Here is a 15,119-nt window from a genome sequence, read left to right on the forward strand (position 1 = left end):
CGTCAGATTTTCTCGGCTTCCGGCATCAGCCGCAAGATGCTTCTCTCGTAAGCCAGTTAGTCGGCCTGGGCCAGTTCGACCAGGGGCGCGGCGGCGATAGCCGATGAACCGGTTGCTCATGCTAAATTAGCGCACCGCTACCACATCAACCCGAAGGATTTTAATGCGCCGACTGCTGATCGTCCTGTTCTACCTGCCGCTCCTGGCGCATGCAGCTGCGGCCCCTGCGCTTGCCGGCGTGTGGCGCGGCAAGCTGGGCAATGCAGAGATTGCCGCCTGCTTCAACAAGGCTGACGGCGGCGAAGCGAACGGCAGCTATTATTATGTGCGCTACAAGAAACCGATCCAGCTGAAAATGGAAGCAGGGCAGGCGGGCTGGAAAGAAGGCGACGGCACCGGCGCATGGACGCTGGAACCACCCGCAGGCGACAAATTGCTGGGCAGCTGGCGCAATCCGAAAGGCGGCAAGCCGCAAGCGCTGGCGCTGGCCCGGGTCAGTTGGGACGGTGAAGGAAATGCTTGCGGCAGCGACGCCTATAACCTGGAGCTGGAAGTTTTACCGGCGCTGCAGGTTGGCAAGGTGCAGGAATTCGAGGGCAAGAAATACCGCACCCTGCGGATTGCCGATGTCGTCACGCTTGAATTGCTGGAGCCAGGCGACCGGCTGGCCGGCCTCAACCGGACGCTGCGCGCCGACCTGCCCGGCAAGCCCAAAGACATCGCCGACTATTTTGCCACGCGCCGCCGGTTTCTCGGCGACATGGGCCTGGCGGCAGAAGATGAAACGCATACTGAACCGGTGTTCTGGTCAGCACGCTGGATCACCATCAATTTTTACCGCTGGGCCGCGGGATACGGCCGCAACGGCATCACGCTCGACTACCGTACCTGGGACCTGCAGAGCGGCGAGGAGATCAACCTGTGGCAGTGGTTCATCGCCAAACCGCCCGACGACAACGCCAATCCGTTGCCGGACAAGCTGAAAAAATTCCTGTTCAAGAACCTGAAACTGGATAAGGAATGCCAGGGCGGCTACAAGGGTGAAGGCGATTATCGCGTATCGCTCAAGAACGACGGCATGCAGTTCTGGGAAGAGGCATACGGCACCGGCTGCGAGCAAGATTTCCTGGTCCCTTATGCAAAACTCGGCCCGTACCTGACGCCTCAAGGAAAGGCAGCCTTGCGCGACAAGCTGGACCGCTGATCACGCATGTCCCGCCTGGGGTGTTGTGTCTGCTCCAGGCAGTGAGCGCATCAGGATCTCCACCGCATGTTCGCGCTGGTCATCTATCAAAGCAATCGCGCTATCTTCCTGCGCCGCGCCATCTACCTTGAAATGGGCGATGGCGTCCTCGGCAGCGGTCTGCGTTACCACTATCTTGTACATGGTGTCTCGGTATCGATAATCCATGCTATAGGTATCCCAGTCGTGCGGCAGGCACGGGGCGACGTGCAGCTTGTTGCCTTCCAGCCTCAGGCCCAGCAGCGATTCCACGATCAGGCGGTACATCCACCCGGCCGACCCGGTGTACCAGGTCCAGCCGCCGCGGCCGACGTGCGGTGCTCCGGCGTAGACGTCGGCCGCCACCACATAGGGCTCGACCTTGTAGATGGCGATTTTTTCGGCAGTCTTGCCGTGGTTGAGCGGATTGATCAAACGCATCAGTTCCCACGCGCGCTGGCGGTCGCCCAGCTTGGCGAACGCCATCACGGTCCAGATGGCGGCATGCGTATACTGCCCGCCATTTTCGCGCACGCCGGGAACATAGCCGCGGATGTAGCCCGGGTCCTGGTCGGATTTGTCGAACGGCGGATCCAGCAGCTGGATGATGCCGTCTTTGCGCCGCACCAGGCGCTGGTCGACTGCCTGCATCGCAGCCTGCACCCGTTGCGGATCGCCGGCGCCGGACAGCACCGCCCAGCTTTGCGAAATCGAATCGATCTGGCATTCGACATTCTGGGCGGAGCCGAGCGGCGTGCCGTCGTCGAAATAGGCGCGCCGGTACCAGCCGCCGTCCCAGCCGTTCTTGGCGATGTTTCCCTGCAGCCGGCCGGCCTCGGCACGGCAACGGTCGGCGAATGCCTGGTCCTGCTGGCCGAGCGCGACTTCGGCAAATCCGGCCAGCACGTCGTACAGGAAAAAGCTGAGCCAGACGCTTTCGCCTTTGCCTTTGTCGCCGACCTTGTCCATGCCGTCGTTCCAGTCGCATGATCCCATCAGCGACAAGCCATGCACGCCAAATCTCAAGCCTCTCTCGATGGCGCGCACGCAATGCTGGTACAAGGTTGCGGCCTGGCTCGAATGGCTTGGCAGGTCGTAGTAGGAATCCTCGTCCGGATTGACCGCGCGGCCTTCCAGGAAATGCACGCTCTCGTCCAGCACGCTGCGGTCGCCGGTGCTGCTGACGTAACGGTGGACTGCCAGCGGCAGCCACAGGAAGTCGTCGGAGCAATGGGTGCGCACGCCGCGGTCGCTGGGCGGATGCCACCAGTGCTGGACGTCGCCTTCGATGAACTGGTGGGCGGCGCACAGCAGCAGGTGGGCGCGCAGCAGCTGCGGCTGGCAGTGCACCAGCGCCATGGCGTCCTGCAGCTGGTCGCGGAAGCCGAAGGCGCCGCCGGACTGGTAGTAGCCGCTGCGCGCCCACAGGCGGCAAGCGATGACTTGGTACATCAGCCAGCCGTTGGCGAGCAGGTCCAGCTCGCGGTCCGGTGTTTTTACCTGGACTGCGCCCAGCGTATGTTCCCAGAAAGCATGTACCGCCTGCAGCGCTTCATGCGCCGCGGCGCCGCCGCGATAGCGTTGCACCAGGCTGCTGGCATTGGTCTGGCGGGTATCAGCCATGCCAAGGATGAAGACGATTTCGCGCTGCTGGCCCTGGTTCAGTTCGAACTGCACCTGGAGTGCGGCGCATGGATCGAAACCGGCGCCGACCTTGCCGGACAGGCGCAGCCGTTCCATCGCCGCGGGTTTTTGTAGCGATCCGTTGCGGCCTATGAATTCATTGCGGTCGCCGCTGACGCTGCGGTTGCTGGCGTCGACATCGAAGAACGCGGCGCGCTCGGTGAATTCGGTATTGTAGGGATTGCGCGCAAACAGGGCGCCGGTGGCCGGATCGGTTTCAGTGACGATGTGCATGGACGATTTAGGGCGCAAGTCGCCCAGCACCCATTCGACGTAGCCGGTGGCGGAAAGCTTGCGCATGCTGTCGGACTCGTTGCGTACCCGCAGCACCGAATACTTGACCGAGGCATCGACCGCGACATACACGGTCAATTCGGAAACAACGCCATCCTCGACATGTTCGAACACGCTGTAGCCGAAGCCGTGCCGGGTCACGTAGTCGCCGCTGCCGCTGCCGCAGCGGGGCAGCGGTGTCGGCGACCAGTAATGTCCGCTTTCTTCGTCGCGCAGGTAGAACACTTCGCCGCCGCCGTCGCTGACCGGATCGTTGGCCCACGGCGTGAGCCGGAATTCATGGGCGTTTTCGCCCCAGCTGTATGCCTGTCCGCTTTCCGAAATCACGCTGCCGAATTCCGGGTTGGCGATGATGTTGACCCAGGGCGCCGGCGTCAGCCGGGTGCTGGAGGTGGTGATGACATACTCGCGGCCGTCAGCCGTGAAGCCGCCGGTGCCGTTCGCCAGGTCCAGCTCGCGCTGCGGCAGCCGGATTTCCGGCGGCATTGCGGGCAGTGTTTGTTTCAGTGCCGGTATCAGGCGCGGCAGCCGGATCTCCATCAGGTCGCGGCGGTTGATCTGTTCGGCCAGCGTACCGCGGCTGTCGCTCAGGATGACCCGCGCCACCGACTGGAACAAGACCCGGTCTTCATCCGAGATCTGGTCGACCAGGCGCACGAAAATGCCGCCCGGGCGGTCGATTTCATGGGCGCCGGTGACCGATGAAATCAGCCCCATGATCTGCTCTTGCAGCAATTGCCGGTAACCCGCGTGGTCTTCGTTCCAGATCACCAGGTCGACCGCCAGTCCTTTCGAACGCCAGTAGGCGTGGGCCTGCACCAGCTGCCGCACCAGTTCGATGTTGTCCTGGCTCTTGAGGCGCACCAGCACGATCGGCAGGTCGCCGGAAATGGCGTAGCCCCACAAGCCGGACTGCCCGCGATGGTTGCGGACCAGGACGCTGGCGTCGGCGCGCAGCAGCGGATTGACATAGATCACCGAATTCGCCAGCCGGCTGTAAAGCTGGGCGTCGGCTTCGCTGGCGTTGAGCTGGCGCAGCACCACCTGGCTGTGCGGCCAGGACAATTCGACGACCCGGTCCGCCAGGTGGCGATCCTGGTATTTTTCGATCAGGCCGAGGCAGATGTCGCGCGAATCGCCGATGCCGGTCACCATGTCGATGGTGGCGGTCTGTTCCGCTTCCAGCGTGATCTGGTAACGGATGGCGACGATCGGATCGAGCACCGGGCCGGCGTTGCCTGCCAGCGGGCCTTGCCGGCGCATCGCTTGCGGCGCAGCCAAGGTATTGCCGCGGCCGATGAACTGCATGCGGTCGGTTTCATACGATACGGCGTCGATATCGGCGCCGTGCAGCGCCATCAGGTGGAACATCCACGGCATCTTTTCATGCATGGAGCGCGGCCGGCGCGTGCACAGGATAGCGCGCTGGGCAGCCACGATTTCAGTCTGCACGAACAGGTTGCTGAAGGCCGGGTGGGTGGCGTCGGCGGCGGCCGGCGCCAGCACCACTTCGGCATAGCTGGTGATGTCGATGGTGCGGCGCGAGCGCGAGCGGTTGACGATGCGGGTACGGCGCAATTCGATATCGTCTTCCTGCGACACCACGATTTCGGTATGCATGTCGAAACTGTTGTCGCGCCGGCGGAATTCGGCGCGGCCTTCGGAGAAGATCACTTCGTAGCTGTCCGGCTGCGCCAGCGTCGGCTGGAAAGCGGTCGACCAGAAATGGCCGGGTTCGCCGCCGTTCAGTTCGCGCACATAACAGAAGGCGCCCCAGTTGTCGCGCGTGCTGTCTTCCTGCCAGCGGGTCACGGCGAGATCGTTCCAGCGGCTGCGGCTGCCGCCGGCGCTGGTGATCATCACGTGATAACGGCCGTTCGACAGCAGCTGCACTTCCGGCGTACGCGGATCCGGACGTTGCAGCACCCGCATCTGCATGCCCTGGTCAGCCACGGCGGTGCGGATGTCGGCCAGTTCGGTGGTGTTGGAATAGGTCGCGCTGGCTTTCGGCACGCGCTCGTGCAGCAGCGACATGGTGGCCTGGAACAGCGGGTCCGATTCGAAGCGTTTTTGCATGGGCCGGTCCAGCAGCAGGTACGCCAGCGACAGGAAACCCATGCCCTGGTGATGCGCCATGAAAGAGCGGATGACCACGCTGGCTTGTCCGCGCGGCAGGCGCGACGGCGTGTAGTCGATTGCTTCGAAGAAGCCGTATTCGCCCTCGAAACCTTCGGCCGACAGCTGCTGCAGGTTACGGCATGCTTCTTCCGGCGACACCATCAGCGCCATCATCGATGCATACGGAGCGATCACCAGGTCGTCGCCGAGTCCGCGCTTGAAGCCCAGGCCCGGTACGCCGAATGCGCGGTACTGGTAATTGAGGCTGGCGTCGAATGTATGGTAGCCCGATTCCGAAATGCCCCAAGGCACGCCGCGCTGCATGCCGTATTCGATTTGCCGCCTTACCGCCGACTGGTAAGTCTGGCCGAGCAGGGTGTTTTCAAAATTCGGCATGACTAGCAAAGGCATCAGGTATTCGAACATCGATCCGCTCCACGACAGCAGGATCGGATCGCCGCCGGCGATGGTGAGCTGGCGCCCCAGCGCGAACCAGCTTTCCTGCGGCAGTTGGCCCTGGGCGATGGCGACGAAGGTGGCGAGCCTGGCTTCAGACGCCAGCAAGTCGTAGAAGCTGACGTCGCGCCGGCGTTCGCTGACGTTATAGCCGATGGCCAGCAGATGGGTGGCGGGGTCGTACAGGAAACCGTATTCCATGCGGGCGAATTCGCCGGCCTGGGTCACCAGCTGCTCGATCAGCAGCATGCGTTCGGCGGCGTGCCGGCTGCCCTCTGCCACCAGCTGGCGGAGGGTGGCCGAGGCCTGGTCCTGGCGCGGATCGCCATCGCCGGCAAGGGCCGGTTCCAGCAGCGGCGCCAGGTCGGCATGGGTCCGCGCCAGCTGGCGCAAGGTCGGAATCCGGTCGAGCTGCGGGAATGCGGCGATCCATTCCGCCGGCGCCAGCGCGGATATCCACGGCGCCAGGATAACCAGCTCGTTCAGGGCTTCGCGGCACTGGCTGGCCAGCGCGCGCGCCCAGACATTGAGCTGGGTGTCGGGAACGGTGTCGAGGCCGGCCACAAAACCGGCGGCGCAGTGGCTAAGCCCCTGCAGGCAATCGTGCGCCACGGTCAGGGTGGCTGGCGCCGATTCGCAGGCGTCCTGCAAGTCTTTTTCGAACTGGACCAGCTTGGCCAGCGGCCCGCCGCCGGCAGTGGCGCGCAGGATTTCATAGGTGTCGCGGATGCCGGAGAATACCCTGGGGTCGAATATCGGCGCATCGAGCAGCCCGTTCAAACCTGGCCGCAATGTCATCAGGTGGCCGGCAAGGTTGCCGCTGTCGACGGTCGAGACATAAATCGGCTGCAGCGGCTTCAGGTATTGGGTGTCGTACCAGTTATAGAAATGTCCCTGGTAACGTTCCAGCGAAGCCAAGGTCTGGAAAGTGTTTTGGGTACGTTCCAGCAGCTGGCCCGAAGGGATGTAGCCGAAATCATAGGCGCTCAGGTTGGCCAGCAACGACAAGCCTATGTTGGTGGGAGAAGTGCGGCGTGCCACCACCGCGACCGGATGCTCCTGCACGTTGTCGAGCGGCAGCCAGTTGTCCTCGGGGCCGACATAGGTTTCAAAAAACAGCCACATCTTGCGCGACAGCGATTTCAGGAACCGGGTCTGCTCGCCCGACAGCTGCACCGCGCGGCGCGCAATCGGCTGGCTGATCCAGCAGGCGACGAGGGGCGACAGCCACCACAGCAGCAGGACGGCGCCCGCCGCCTGCAGGACGGACGGATTCCTCACCACCAGCCAGGTTGCCGTCGCCAGCGCAATCGCCGGCGCGATCCACATCGACCGGTAGTAGGACAGCAAGCCGTTGCTGGCCAGGCGGCTGGCCTCGCTGGAAGGCTGCCATTCCAGCAGCTTGCGGTGCGAAACCAGGATGCGCCATTGCGTGCGGATGATGGCGTCGAGGTTGAGCGCGGCTTCATATGGCAGGAAAACCAGGGTCAGCGCGGCATGGGCGAAATGCTGCAGGGCCGCATGCAGCGATGCCGAAAGATGCTGCCGCAGCAGTACATCGTCCGGCTTGCGCAGCAGGCTCAGCACGCTGGCGCAGAGCGACGGGATCAGCAGGATGCCGAGCGCGGCGCCGGTCCAGAACCAGGCTGAAGGCAGGCCGGTCCAGCCGGCCAGCAGCAAGGCCGTCAGCGCGAACGGAACGAGGCTGCGGCGCAGGTTGTCGAACAGCTTCCAGCGCGACAGGGCGGACAGTGGATTGCGGTGGTGGCCGATCTTGCCGCTGGCGGCATCGCGTGCGCCCGGCACCCGCGGCAGCAGCCAGGAAGCAATCTGCCAGTCGCCGCGTATCCAGCGATGGCGGCGGCCGGCGTCGGCGCTATAGCGCGACGGATATTGTTCGTACAGCTGGACATCGCTGAGCAGGCCGGCGCGCGCGTAGCAGCCTTCCAGCAGGTCGTGGCTGAGCACGCGGTTTTCCGGCATGCGGTCCTTCAAGGTCTGTTCGAAGGCGTCGACATCGTAGATGCCTTTGCCGACGAAAGAGCCTTCGCCGAAGATGTCCTGGTAGACGTCGGACACTGTGCGGGTGTAAGGATCGATGCCGGTTTCGCCGCCGCACAGCAGTTCGTAGCGGGAGGCGCCTGCGCTGGGCAGGCTGACCGCTATGCGTGGCTGCAGGATGCCGTAGCCTTCCACCACGCGCTGGCGGCCGGCGTCGTACAGCGCGCGATTCAGCGGATGCGCCATGGTGGCCACGAACTGGCGGGCGGCGTCGCGCGGCAGTTCGGTATCGGTGTCGAGCGTGATCACGTACCTGACATTGCCGAGGCCTCCGGCATCGCCGACTATCAGAGAGAAGGCGCCGGCGCCGCCGCCGCGCAGGAAAGCATTGAGGTCGGCCAGCTTGCCGCGCTTGCGTTCGTAGCCCATCCAGGTTTTTTCATGCGGGTTCCAGCGGCGCGGACGGTGCAGCAGCAGGAAATTATCGCCGTGATCCTGGCGATGTTTCTTGTTCAGCTCCTGGATATTGTGTTCGATATGCTGCAGCAGGGCGTCGTCCCCGGGCAGGATTTCCGCATCGGCGTCCGCGAAGTCGGTCAGCAGGCAAAAGCGCAGGTTGGGATCGCGGTTGGCGAGAAAGCGCACCTCCAGGGCTTCCGTCAGGCTGTCGATGTTCTGCCTGTTCGACAGTATCGTGGGCACCGCCACCAGGGCCTGCGACGAGGCCGGAACGCCATCCGAAAAATCCATGCGCGGCAGCGGGTGCGGCAGCGCGACCAGCGTAACCAGCCAGTTGACCATGGCTTGCGCCAGCTGGCTGCTGGCGACCAGCGCCAGCAGCGCTACCATGGCCAGCATCCATTGGCTGGCGCCGCCGGCATAGGCCTTGAAGGCGATGCCGGCGCTGGCGGCGAGGGTGATCAGCAATATGCTGGCCAGGTAGGCGCTCAGGGGCGCGGCCTTGCCGGCGCGGCGCAGCGCTTCCAGTTTCGGCAGCTTGAACGCGACTGCCCGTTCCAGCTGCGGCAGGCCTTGGCCGACCAGGTAGTAGCCGACGTGGGTGCTGCGCTGGTCGGCGCCGTTTTGCGGCGCTTGCGTGCCGGCGAGCCGGATTGCGTGTTCGGCTATTTCAAATTCCGGCAAGCTGCTGTGGCGGGCGATTCTTTCAATCACGTGCCGATAGTGGTCGCGGGTAGAGAAATCCATGCGGGCATAGACGTCGGCCGGATCCTTGCGCAAGGCATGCTCGACCACGCTCATGGTTTCGACGAATTCGCGCCAGTCCATGGCGCTGAGGAAGCGCAGGCTGCCGATGCTGTTGCTGATCGATACCTGGTCGGCGGCCTGCTGCTGCGTCTCCAGCTGGACCAGCTGCTCGATGGCCTGGCCGGATTCCGCCAGGCGCTGCGACAGCCAGGTCATGGGCAGCGTCAGCGCCGGGCTTTGCCCTTGCAGGCGGCGCACCAGTTCGGCCACGAATGAACTATCCATGGGCGGATCGGAGCGTGCCATGTCGGCTACCAGCAAGATCAGGTTGCTGGGGTCGTTTTCGGCGCTTTCCACCATGGCGTCGGCCCAGGAATCGGCCAGGTTGCGGTTGAAGCTGGTGAGCGCCAGGCGGGCGGCGACGCGCCGCAGGTTTTCGATCAGCGCCAGGCGCAGCATGATCGGAATCGCCCACAGTTCGCCCAGTTTCAAGGGCGTGACTTGCTGGTAGGCGGCGACAAAGCGGCTCAGGCTTTCCGGATCGACGCGGCCGTCGCCATGGGAAATGGTTTCCAGCGCGATGTCATAGACCCGCGGCCGGCCGGCCGAGCTGCCGCGCAGCAGGCGCGGCAATTCCCTGCTGTAGTTCTTCGGCAGGTGGCGCTTGGCGGTGCGGATCTGTTCTTCGATCAGGTAGAAATTGTCGAGCAGCCATTCCGCCGCCGGCGTCACCTGGCGTCCGGCCCGGATCGCTTCGGTCAGCAGGCTGCAGGCATCGATGATGACGTTTTCATTGTCGGCCAGGCGCGACAGCAGCTGGTCGCGCCCGCGTGCGCTGCTGAGCTTGTGGGCGTTGGCCAGCACCCGGCCATGCTGTTCCATCTGCAAGGCGCTGAACAGCTCCGCGCGCAGCGGCAATTCGTCGCTGGCCGGACCATTGCGCAGGCTGCCCGGCAACAGGGCATTTTTGATGTCGAGCAAATTGTCGCGCAGCGCCCGGCGCAGGGATTCGTTATCTGATTTCAATTCTGACGTTTCTATTTATGCAATGAATCAGGAAGGAACCGGATCGCATGGCGTGGAAGAGTCAGAGATCTGATTCTGGCCCGGCCGGACCTCCTTGCTAGGAGAAGCGGCAGGGGACGATAGAGATTGGGGCAGCAAGGGCACAGACTGATAATCCGCGGACTGATTTCCTGCGGACCTCCTGCGTGATGCAGCTTGATACAAGCTTGATATGTGTTTGATACAGCTTAACAGTTTCCCCGGACAATTTTTGAATATCAATCTGCTACTGGTCTGGCCGCCGCAGATGAGGCTGTGGGACCGGATCAGGCTACCTGAAGCGGCGGATAAATTCAGTGCGCTGCCGCACATAATGGAAATCGGGAGTGCCCTGGCCATTGGGCGTCGGCCGCCATCTATTTGCCGGTTACGTGTGCTGGCGCACAGATTCGACGGCCGGATCGGCTTATCGTCCAGACAGGTCCTGGCTGCATAACCGCAAGACCCGCGATCAAGTGCACGCGACGAATATGGTGCTTCCCGTAAATGGAGACTGAGATGAAAATGAAAGCAATTGCATCCGCCATCATGGCGGTATCCCTGGCTGCGGGAGGATTTGCTTCTGCCCAGAATTACGGCGACCGCAACGACCGCCCGCAACGCAACGACCAAGGCGATCGCCGCGACGACCAGGGGCGGCAGCAGGATCATCGCGACGATAGGGGCCGCGGCCAGCAAAACCGCGATCAGCGCGGCGACTGGCATGGCGACCGGCAGCAGGGTGAGCGGCAGGGCGAGCGAGGCGCCGGCCCCTACCACGAGTTCTATCGGGGGCAGCGGCTGCCGCCCGAATACCGCAACCGCCAGTATGTAGTCGATGACTGGCGCGGGCATCACCTGAGTGCGCCGCCGCGCGGCTACCATTGGGTGCAGACCGGCGGCGACTACGTATTGGTGGCGATTTCCACCGGCATCATCTTGCAGCTCCTGCTGAACAACTGACAGGACAGCGTTTGCGTCCCGCATCCCGTGACGCAAAACGACAAGGCCCTCCCGTGCAGGTGAACGGGAGGGCTTTATTTATTCTGGAGACCCCGGCTTATTTCCCCAGGGTCCAGAACATCGTCAATACGGCGAGCGCCATGACCCCGGTGCAGGACCAGCCCAGTATCTTCAGCCTGGCGCCGATCACGAACTGCCCCATGATCTTGGGATGTGCCGCCATCAGCATCATGACCGCCATGATGGGCACCGAAATGACGCCGTTGATCACGGCGCTCCAGTACAGGGCCTTGATTGGATCTATGGGAGTAAAGCAGAGCACCACCCCGATAGCGGTCGAGACGGCGATGATGCCGTAGAATTTCTTGGCCAGCAAAGGTTTCATCTCCAATCCGTTCTTCCAGTGGAAAGCGCCGGCCATGGCGTAAGCGGCTGAGCCTGCCAGCACCGGCACCGCCAGCATGCCGGTGCCGATGATGCCGGCGCTGAACAGCCAGAAGGCGAATTCGCCGGCGATCGGGCGCAAGGCCGACGCCGCTTGCGCCGAAGTCTGGATATCGGTAATGCCGTGCAGGCCAAGCGTCACCGCCGTGGTCAGCATGATGAAGTAGGCGACGATATTGGAAAAACCCATGCCGATCGTGGTGTCGACAGTGATCCTGCGGAAATTGGCGCCGGCCTGGCCTGGCGCGTCCCGCAGCGGCTTGGCCCCAGGCTGCGCCTTTTGTTCTTCGACTTCCTGCGACGCCTGCCAGAAGAACAGGTAAGGGCTGATGGTGGTGCCGAATACCGCGACGACCGTGGTGATATAGGCCGGCTTCCAGGACAGCTGCGGCCAGACGGTTTTGGCGGCGGCGTCGGCCCAGGGCGTATGCACCACGAATGCCGTGCCGACGTAAGCGAGCAAGGCCAGCGTCAGCCATTTCAAGATCCGCACATAACGATCGTAGGGAATGAAAATCTGCAGCAGCAGCGACAGCAGGCCGAATCCCAATGCATACAGGTGGGCCGGGCCGCCGGCCAGCAGTTTCAGGGCTTCGCCCATGGCGGCGACATCCGCCGCGATATTGATGGTGTTGGCGACCAGCAGCAGGCCGACGATGCCGTACAGCAGCCAGCGCGGATAATGGCGGCGGATGTTGGTAGCCAGGCCGTGGCCGCTGACCCGGCCGATCTTGGCGCTGATGACCTGGATGCCGACCATCAGCGGATAGGTCAGGCACAGTGTCCACAGCAGGTTCAGGCCGAACTGCGCACCCGCTTGCGAATAAGTGGCGATGCCGCTGGGATCGTCATCCGCGGCGCCGGTGATCAGCCCTGGCCCGAGTTCGCTAAGCCATGTTTTTTTTGCGTCCGGATTTGTCATTGAAGAACCGTCTCCATGTCAGAAAACCAGTTTCCTGACAGCCTATTGTCCAATGCCGGCCATGGTCTGTGCGCTGGCGCACAAACCATGGCAAGGTGTTGGCGAATTTGCAAAAAAATAATTCTTTCATCACAGCTAAAGCTGGCGCTATGTGTGTCAGCGCACCGATTTTTTCTGGCCGGCGCCATACATTGAGCCCATGCATTGAACGCATCGGCAAGCCTGGCTTCAATCCGGACACGCTGGTGCGGCGCAGCCAGGCGGAATACGACGCTGCGGACTACGTCATGGCCATGATCAAGGCTAACCTGATTGCCGAACGGGTGGCGATTGAAGCTTATCGCCAGATGACAGAAAGAATCGGCGACAGCGATCCGACTACCTGCATGATGCTGGTCGGGACCATGGCCAAGGAAGAAAAGCACGCCGACTACATGCGCGACCTGCTGGCTTGAATGCCGGGCCTGTCTTGAGGACAGGCGCTAACGCGCCGATAACGTTTCACTACTGCTACTTTGAGGAGATTATCTTGCTTGAATCAAATTTGAAGGCCGTCAACGATGACGTGAAAAAACTGATCAAGGATGCGCAAGCCTTGTTCCTGGCAGCGGCTGACTTGACCGGCGACAAAGCGGATGAAATGCGCAATCGCGGCATGCGCCTGCTCGACAAGGCCGTGGCCACCGCACAGGAAGCGCAAGCCAGCGCCCGCGTCGCCGGCCGCGAAATGGCCGATTCGGCCGAGAGCTACGTCAAGGATAATCCATGGCGGGCATTGACCACAGCAGCCGGAGTGGGATTTCTGGTCGGTGTGATCTTGACCAAGAGATAGCCCGGCAGCGCCGTAAAACAGGATCGCTGTTTCGCTGCCGCGGGACGACGGCGTGGCGCATATTGCGCCACGCCTTGTTTATTGCAGCAGGTTATTTCAAAGCCGCCCGGTCAACAGCATGACGATCAGGATGACCACGATCAGGCCGGTGATGCCGCTCGGACCGTAGCCCCAGCTGCGGCTGTGCGGCCAGCTGGGCAAGGCGCCGATGACAATGAGGATCAGGATGACGAGTAAGATGGTGCTCATGCTTGGCTCCTAAAGAAGTTGGCAGACTGGTTGGCAAGCAAGAGCGTGCGGCTTGCAACAGGAACTTGGCGTCGGAATTATTTCCCGCCAGGAGTGGAACCAAGATAATCCGGAAAGATCACAAGGTCTGTGCGCTGGCGTACAAAACCGGTTGCCTGCCTGCCGCCAAGGTGCGCTGTAGACGTTGACAGTAGCTGCGTCGGTCAAAATATGGTCTGATCGAAAGCGCCGCGTTTATTGTGCCAAAATACAAAATCCGCAGATGCCGGCCCGGCTGCCTGTTTAGCCGTTTGAGCCGTTTATATACCGTCCGGAGATTGCAATGCCTACCGAAACAATTGGTGAATATGAAATCGAATATTCCGGAATCCAGCTGCCCGACAGCGAAGACTGGGGCGCCAACCTGGCGATCTATGGTCCTTCCTGCAATCCCATGCATAGAAACGATATCTTCCCGTCGCAGCGGGTGGCGGTCGATACGGTATTCCATACCGAGCAGGAGGCCGAGGCAGAGGCGCGCGTGTTCGCCATTTCGATGATAGAAAAAGGCAGGAAAAAAGAAACCTGAAAACAGGTTGATGTGAAAAATTCAGCGATACAGATTATTCAGCGAGGAGAGGCACGATGCAGCTAGGGATGATTGGCTTGGGGCGCATGGGCGCCAACATGGTAAGGCGCCTGACCAAGGGCGACCATCAATGCGTGGTGTATGACCTGCACCAGGATGCGGTGCAGGCGCTCCTGCATCAAGGTGCGACCGGCGCCTCTTCGCTGCAGGACCTGGTCGGCAAGCTGAGCAAGCCGCGCGTGGTATGGCTGATGCTGCCGGCCGCCGTGGTCGATGAAAACCTGGCCTTGCTGGCGCCTTTGCTGGAGGCCGGCGATATCGTGATCGATGGCGGCAATTCTTATTACCATGACGATATCCGGCGCGGCGCCGACCTCATGGCGCGCGGCATCCATTACGTCGATGTCGGCACCAGCGGCGGCGTGGCCGGCTACGATCGCGGTTATTGCCTGATGATAGGCGGCGACAAGGAAGCGGTGCAGCACCTGTCGCCGATCTTCGCCACGCTGGCGCCCGGCGCCGGCGCCGCCGGCCCGACGCCCGGCCGCAAGCAATCCGGCAGCAGCGCCGAACAAGGCTACCTGCACTGCGGTCCGCAAGGGGCTGGGCATTTCGTCAAGATGGTGCACAACGGTATCGAATACGGCATCATGGGCGCTTACGCCGAAGGCTTGAACATCCTGCGCAACGCCAATGTCGGCAAGCGCAGTCACGAAGCGGATGCGGAAACCACGCCGCTGCGCAATCCGGAACACTACCAGTACGAACTGGACCTGCCCGAGATCACCGAGCTGTGGAGGCGCGGCAGCGTGATCGGCTCATGGCTGCTCGACCTTACCGCCGGCGCGCTGCAGCAGGATCCCGGACTGGACAGCTACGCCGGCCGCGTCTCCGATTCCGGCGAAGGACGCTGGACGATCAATGCCGCTGTCGATGAAGCGGTGCCTGTGCCGATCCTGAGCGCCGCGCTGTTCACGCGTTTCAGTTCGCGCGGCGAAGGCGATTTTGCAGACAAGGTATTGTCGGCGATGCGCCAGGGATTCGGCGGGCACGTGGAAAAACCTGCCCAGCAACAGCAGCAGGGGGATTGATGGCGGCAATGTACAGGATTACTTAC

The 15,119-nt window shown here is 62.6% G+C and carries 8 protein-coding genes and 1 pseudogene; 6 read left to right on the top strand and 3 right to left on the bottom strand.

Annotated elements, in window-relative coordinates:
- Positions 1-163 precede the first annotated feature (163 nt).
- Positions 164-1,204, top strand: a complete 1,041-nt coding sequence (locus tag AC07RZ_RS01820) for a hypothetical protein (protein ID WP_494666674.1) — start codon at positions 164-166, stop codon at positions 1,202-1,204.
- Here AC07RZ_RS01820 and AC07RZ_RS01825 read toward each other — a convergent pair whose 3' ends face one another.
- Complete coding sequence (locus AC07RZ_RS01825; RefSeq protein WP_494666675.1) at positions 1,205-10,006, bottom strand: GH36-type glycosyl hydrolase domain-containing protein; 8,802 nt, start codon at positions 10,004-10,006, stop codon at positions 1,205-1,207. It abuts the gene before it with no gap.
- Between the two features lie 537 nt (positions 10,007-10,543).
- Between AC07RZ_RS01825 and AC07RZ_RS01830 the strand changes: the two genes are divergently transcribed.
- Positions 10,544-10,987 carry an RcnB family protein gene (locus AC07RZ_RS01830; RefSeq protein ID WP_494666676.1) on the top strand — a complete coding sequence of 148 codons (444 nt, stop codon included), beginning with the start codon at positions 10,544-10,546 and terminating at the stop codon, positions 10,985-10,987.
- A 97-nt stretch (positions 10,988-11,084) separates the two neighbouring features.
- On the opposite strand, the gene AC07RZ_RS01835 is transcribed toward AC07RZ_RS01830, so the two are convergent.
- Entirely contained in the window at positions 11,085-12,353 is a 1,269-nt protein-coding gene (locus AC07RZ_RS01835; RefSeq protein WP_494666677.1) for an NRAMP family divalent metal transporter, read from the bottom strand.
- A 215-nt stretch (positions 12,354-12,568) separates the two neighbouring features.
- Between AC07RZ_RS01835 and AC07RZ_RS01840 the strand changes: the two are divergent.
- Positions 12,569-12,808: pseudogene (locus AC07RZ_RS01840) on the top strand (ferritin-like domain-containing protein); the annotation flags it as partial.
- A 74-nt stretch (positions 12,809-12,882) separates the two neighbouring features.
- Positions 12,883-13,185, top strand: a complete 303-nt coding sequence (locus tag AC07RZ_RS01845; RefSeq protein WP_144736131.1) for a glycine zipper domain-containing protein — start codon at positions 12,883-12,885, stop codon at positions 13,183-13,185.
- 96 nt (positions 13,186-13,281) lie between these two features.
- On the opposite strand, the gene AC07RZ_RS01850 is transcribed toward AC07RZ_RS01845, so the two are convergent.
- Positions 13,282-13,434, bottom strand: a complete 153-nt coding sequence (locus tag AC07RZ_RS01850; protein ID WP_092392076.1) for a DUF3309 domain-containing protein — start codon at positions 13,432-13,434, stop codon at positions 13,282-13,284.
- 322 nt (positions 13,435-13,756) lie between these two features.
- Here AC07RZ_RS01850 and AC07RZ_RS01855 point away from each other — a divergent pair, with 322 nt between their 5' ends.
- Positions 13,757-14,002 carry a hypothetical protein gene (locus AC07RZ_RS01855; RefSeq protein WP_494666678.1) on the top strand — a complete coding sequence of 82 codons (246 nt, stop codon included), beginning with the start codon at positions 13,757-13,759 and terminating at the stop codon, positions 14,000-14,002.
- 56 nt (positions 14,003-14,058) lie between these two features.
- Positions 14,059-15,093, top strand: coding sequence for a phosphogluconate dehydrogenase (NAD(+)-dependent, decarboxylating) (gene gnd, locus AC07RZ_RS01860; protein ID WP_494666679.1), 1,035 nt, complete (start codon positions 14,059-14,061; stop codon positions 15,091-15,093).
- The last annotated feature ends 26 nt before the right edge of the window (positions 15,094-15,119 follow it).

The organism is Collimonas sp. GW821-FHT07E08 (assembly GCF_059418905.1).

Excerpts from the sequence above, each read along its gene's own strand:
- AC07RZ_RS01855 (WP_494666678.1), top strand. The coding sequence starts at position 13,757 with ATGCCTACCGAAACAATTGGTGAATATGAAATCGAATATTCCGGAATC.
- AC07RZ_RS01830 (WP_494666676.1), top strand. The coding sequence starts at position 10,544 with ATGAAAATGAAAGCAATTGCATCCGCCATCATGGCGGTATCCCTGGCT.
- AC07RZ_RS01835 (WP_494666677.1), bottom strand. The coding sequence starts at position 12,353 with ATGACAAATCCGGACGCAAAAAAAACATGGCTTAGCGAACTCGGGCCA.
- AC07RZ_RS01820 (WP_494666674.1), top strand. The coding sequence starts at position 164 with ATGCGCCGACTGCTGATCGTCCTGTTCTACCTGCCGCTCCTGGCGCAT.
- gnd (WP_494666679.1), top strand. The coding sequence starts at position 14,059 with ATGCAGCTAGGGATGATTGGCTTGGGGCGCATGGGCGCCAACATGGTA.
- AC07RZ_RS01850 (WP_092392076.1), bottom strand. The coding sequence starts at position 13,434 with ATGAGCACCATCTTACTCGTCATCCTGATCCTCATTGTCATCGGCGCC.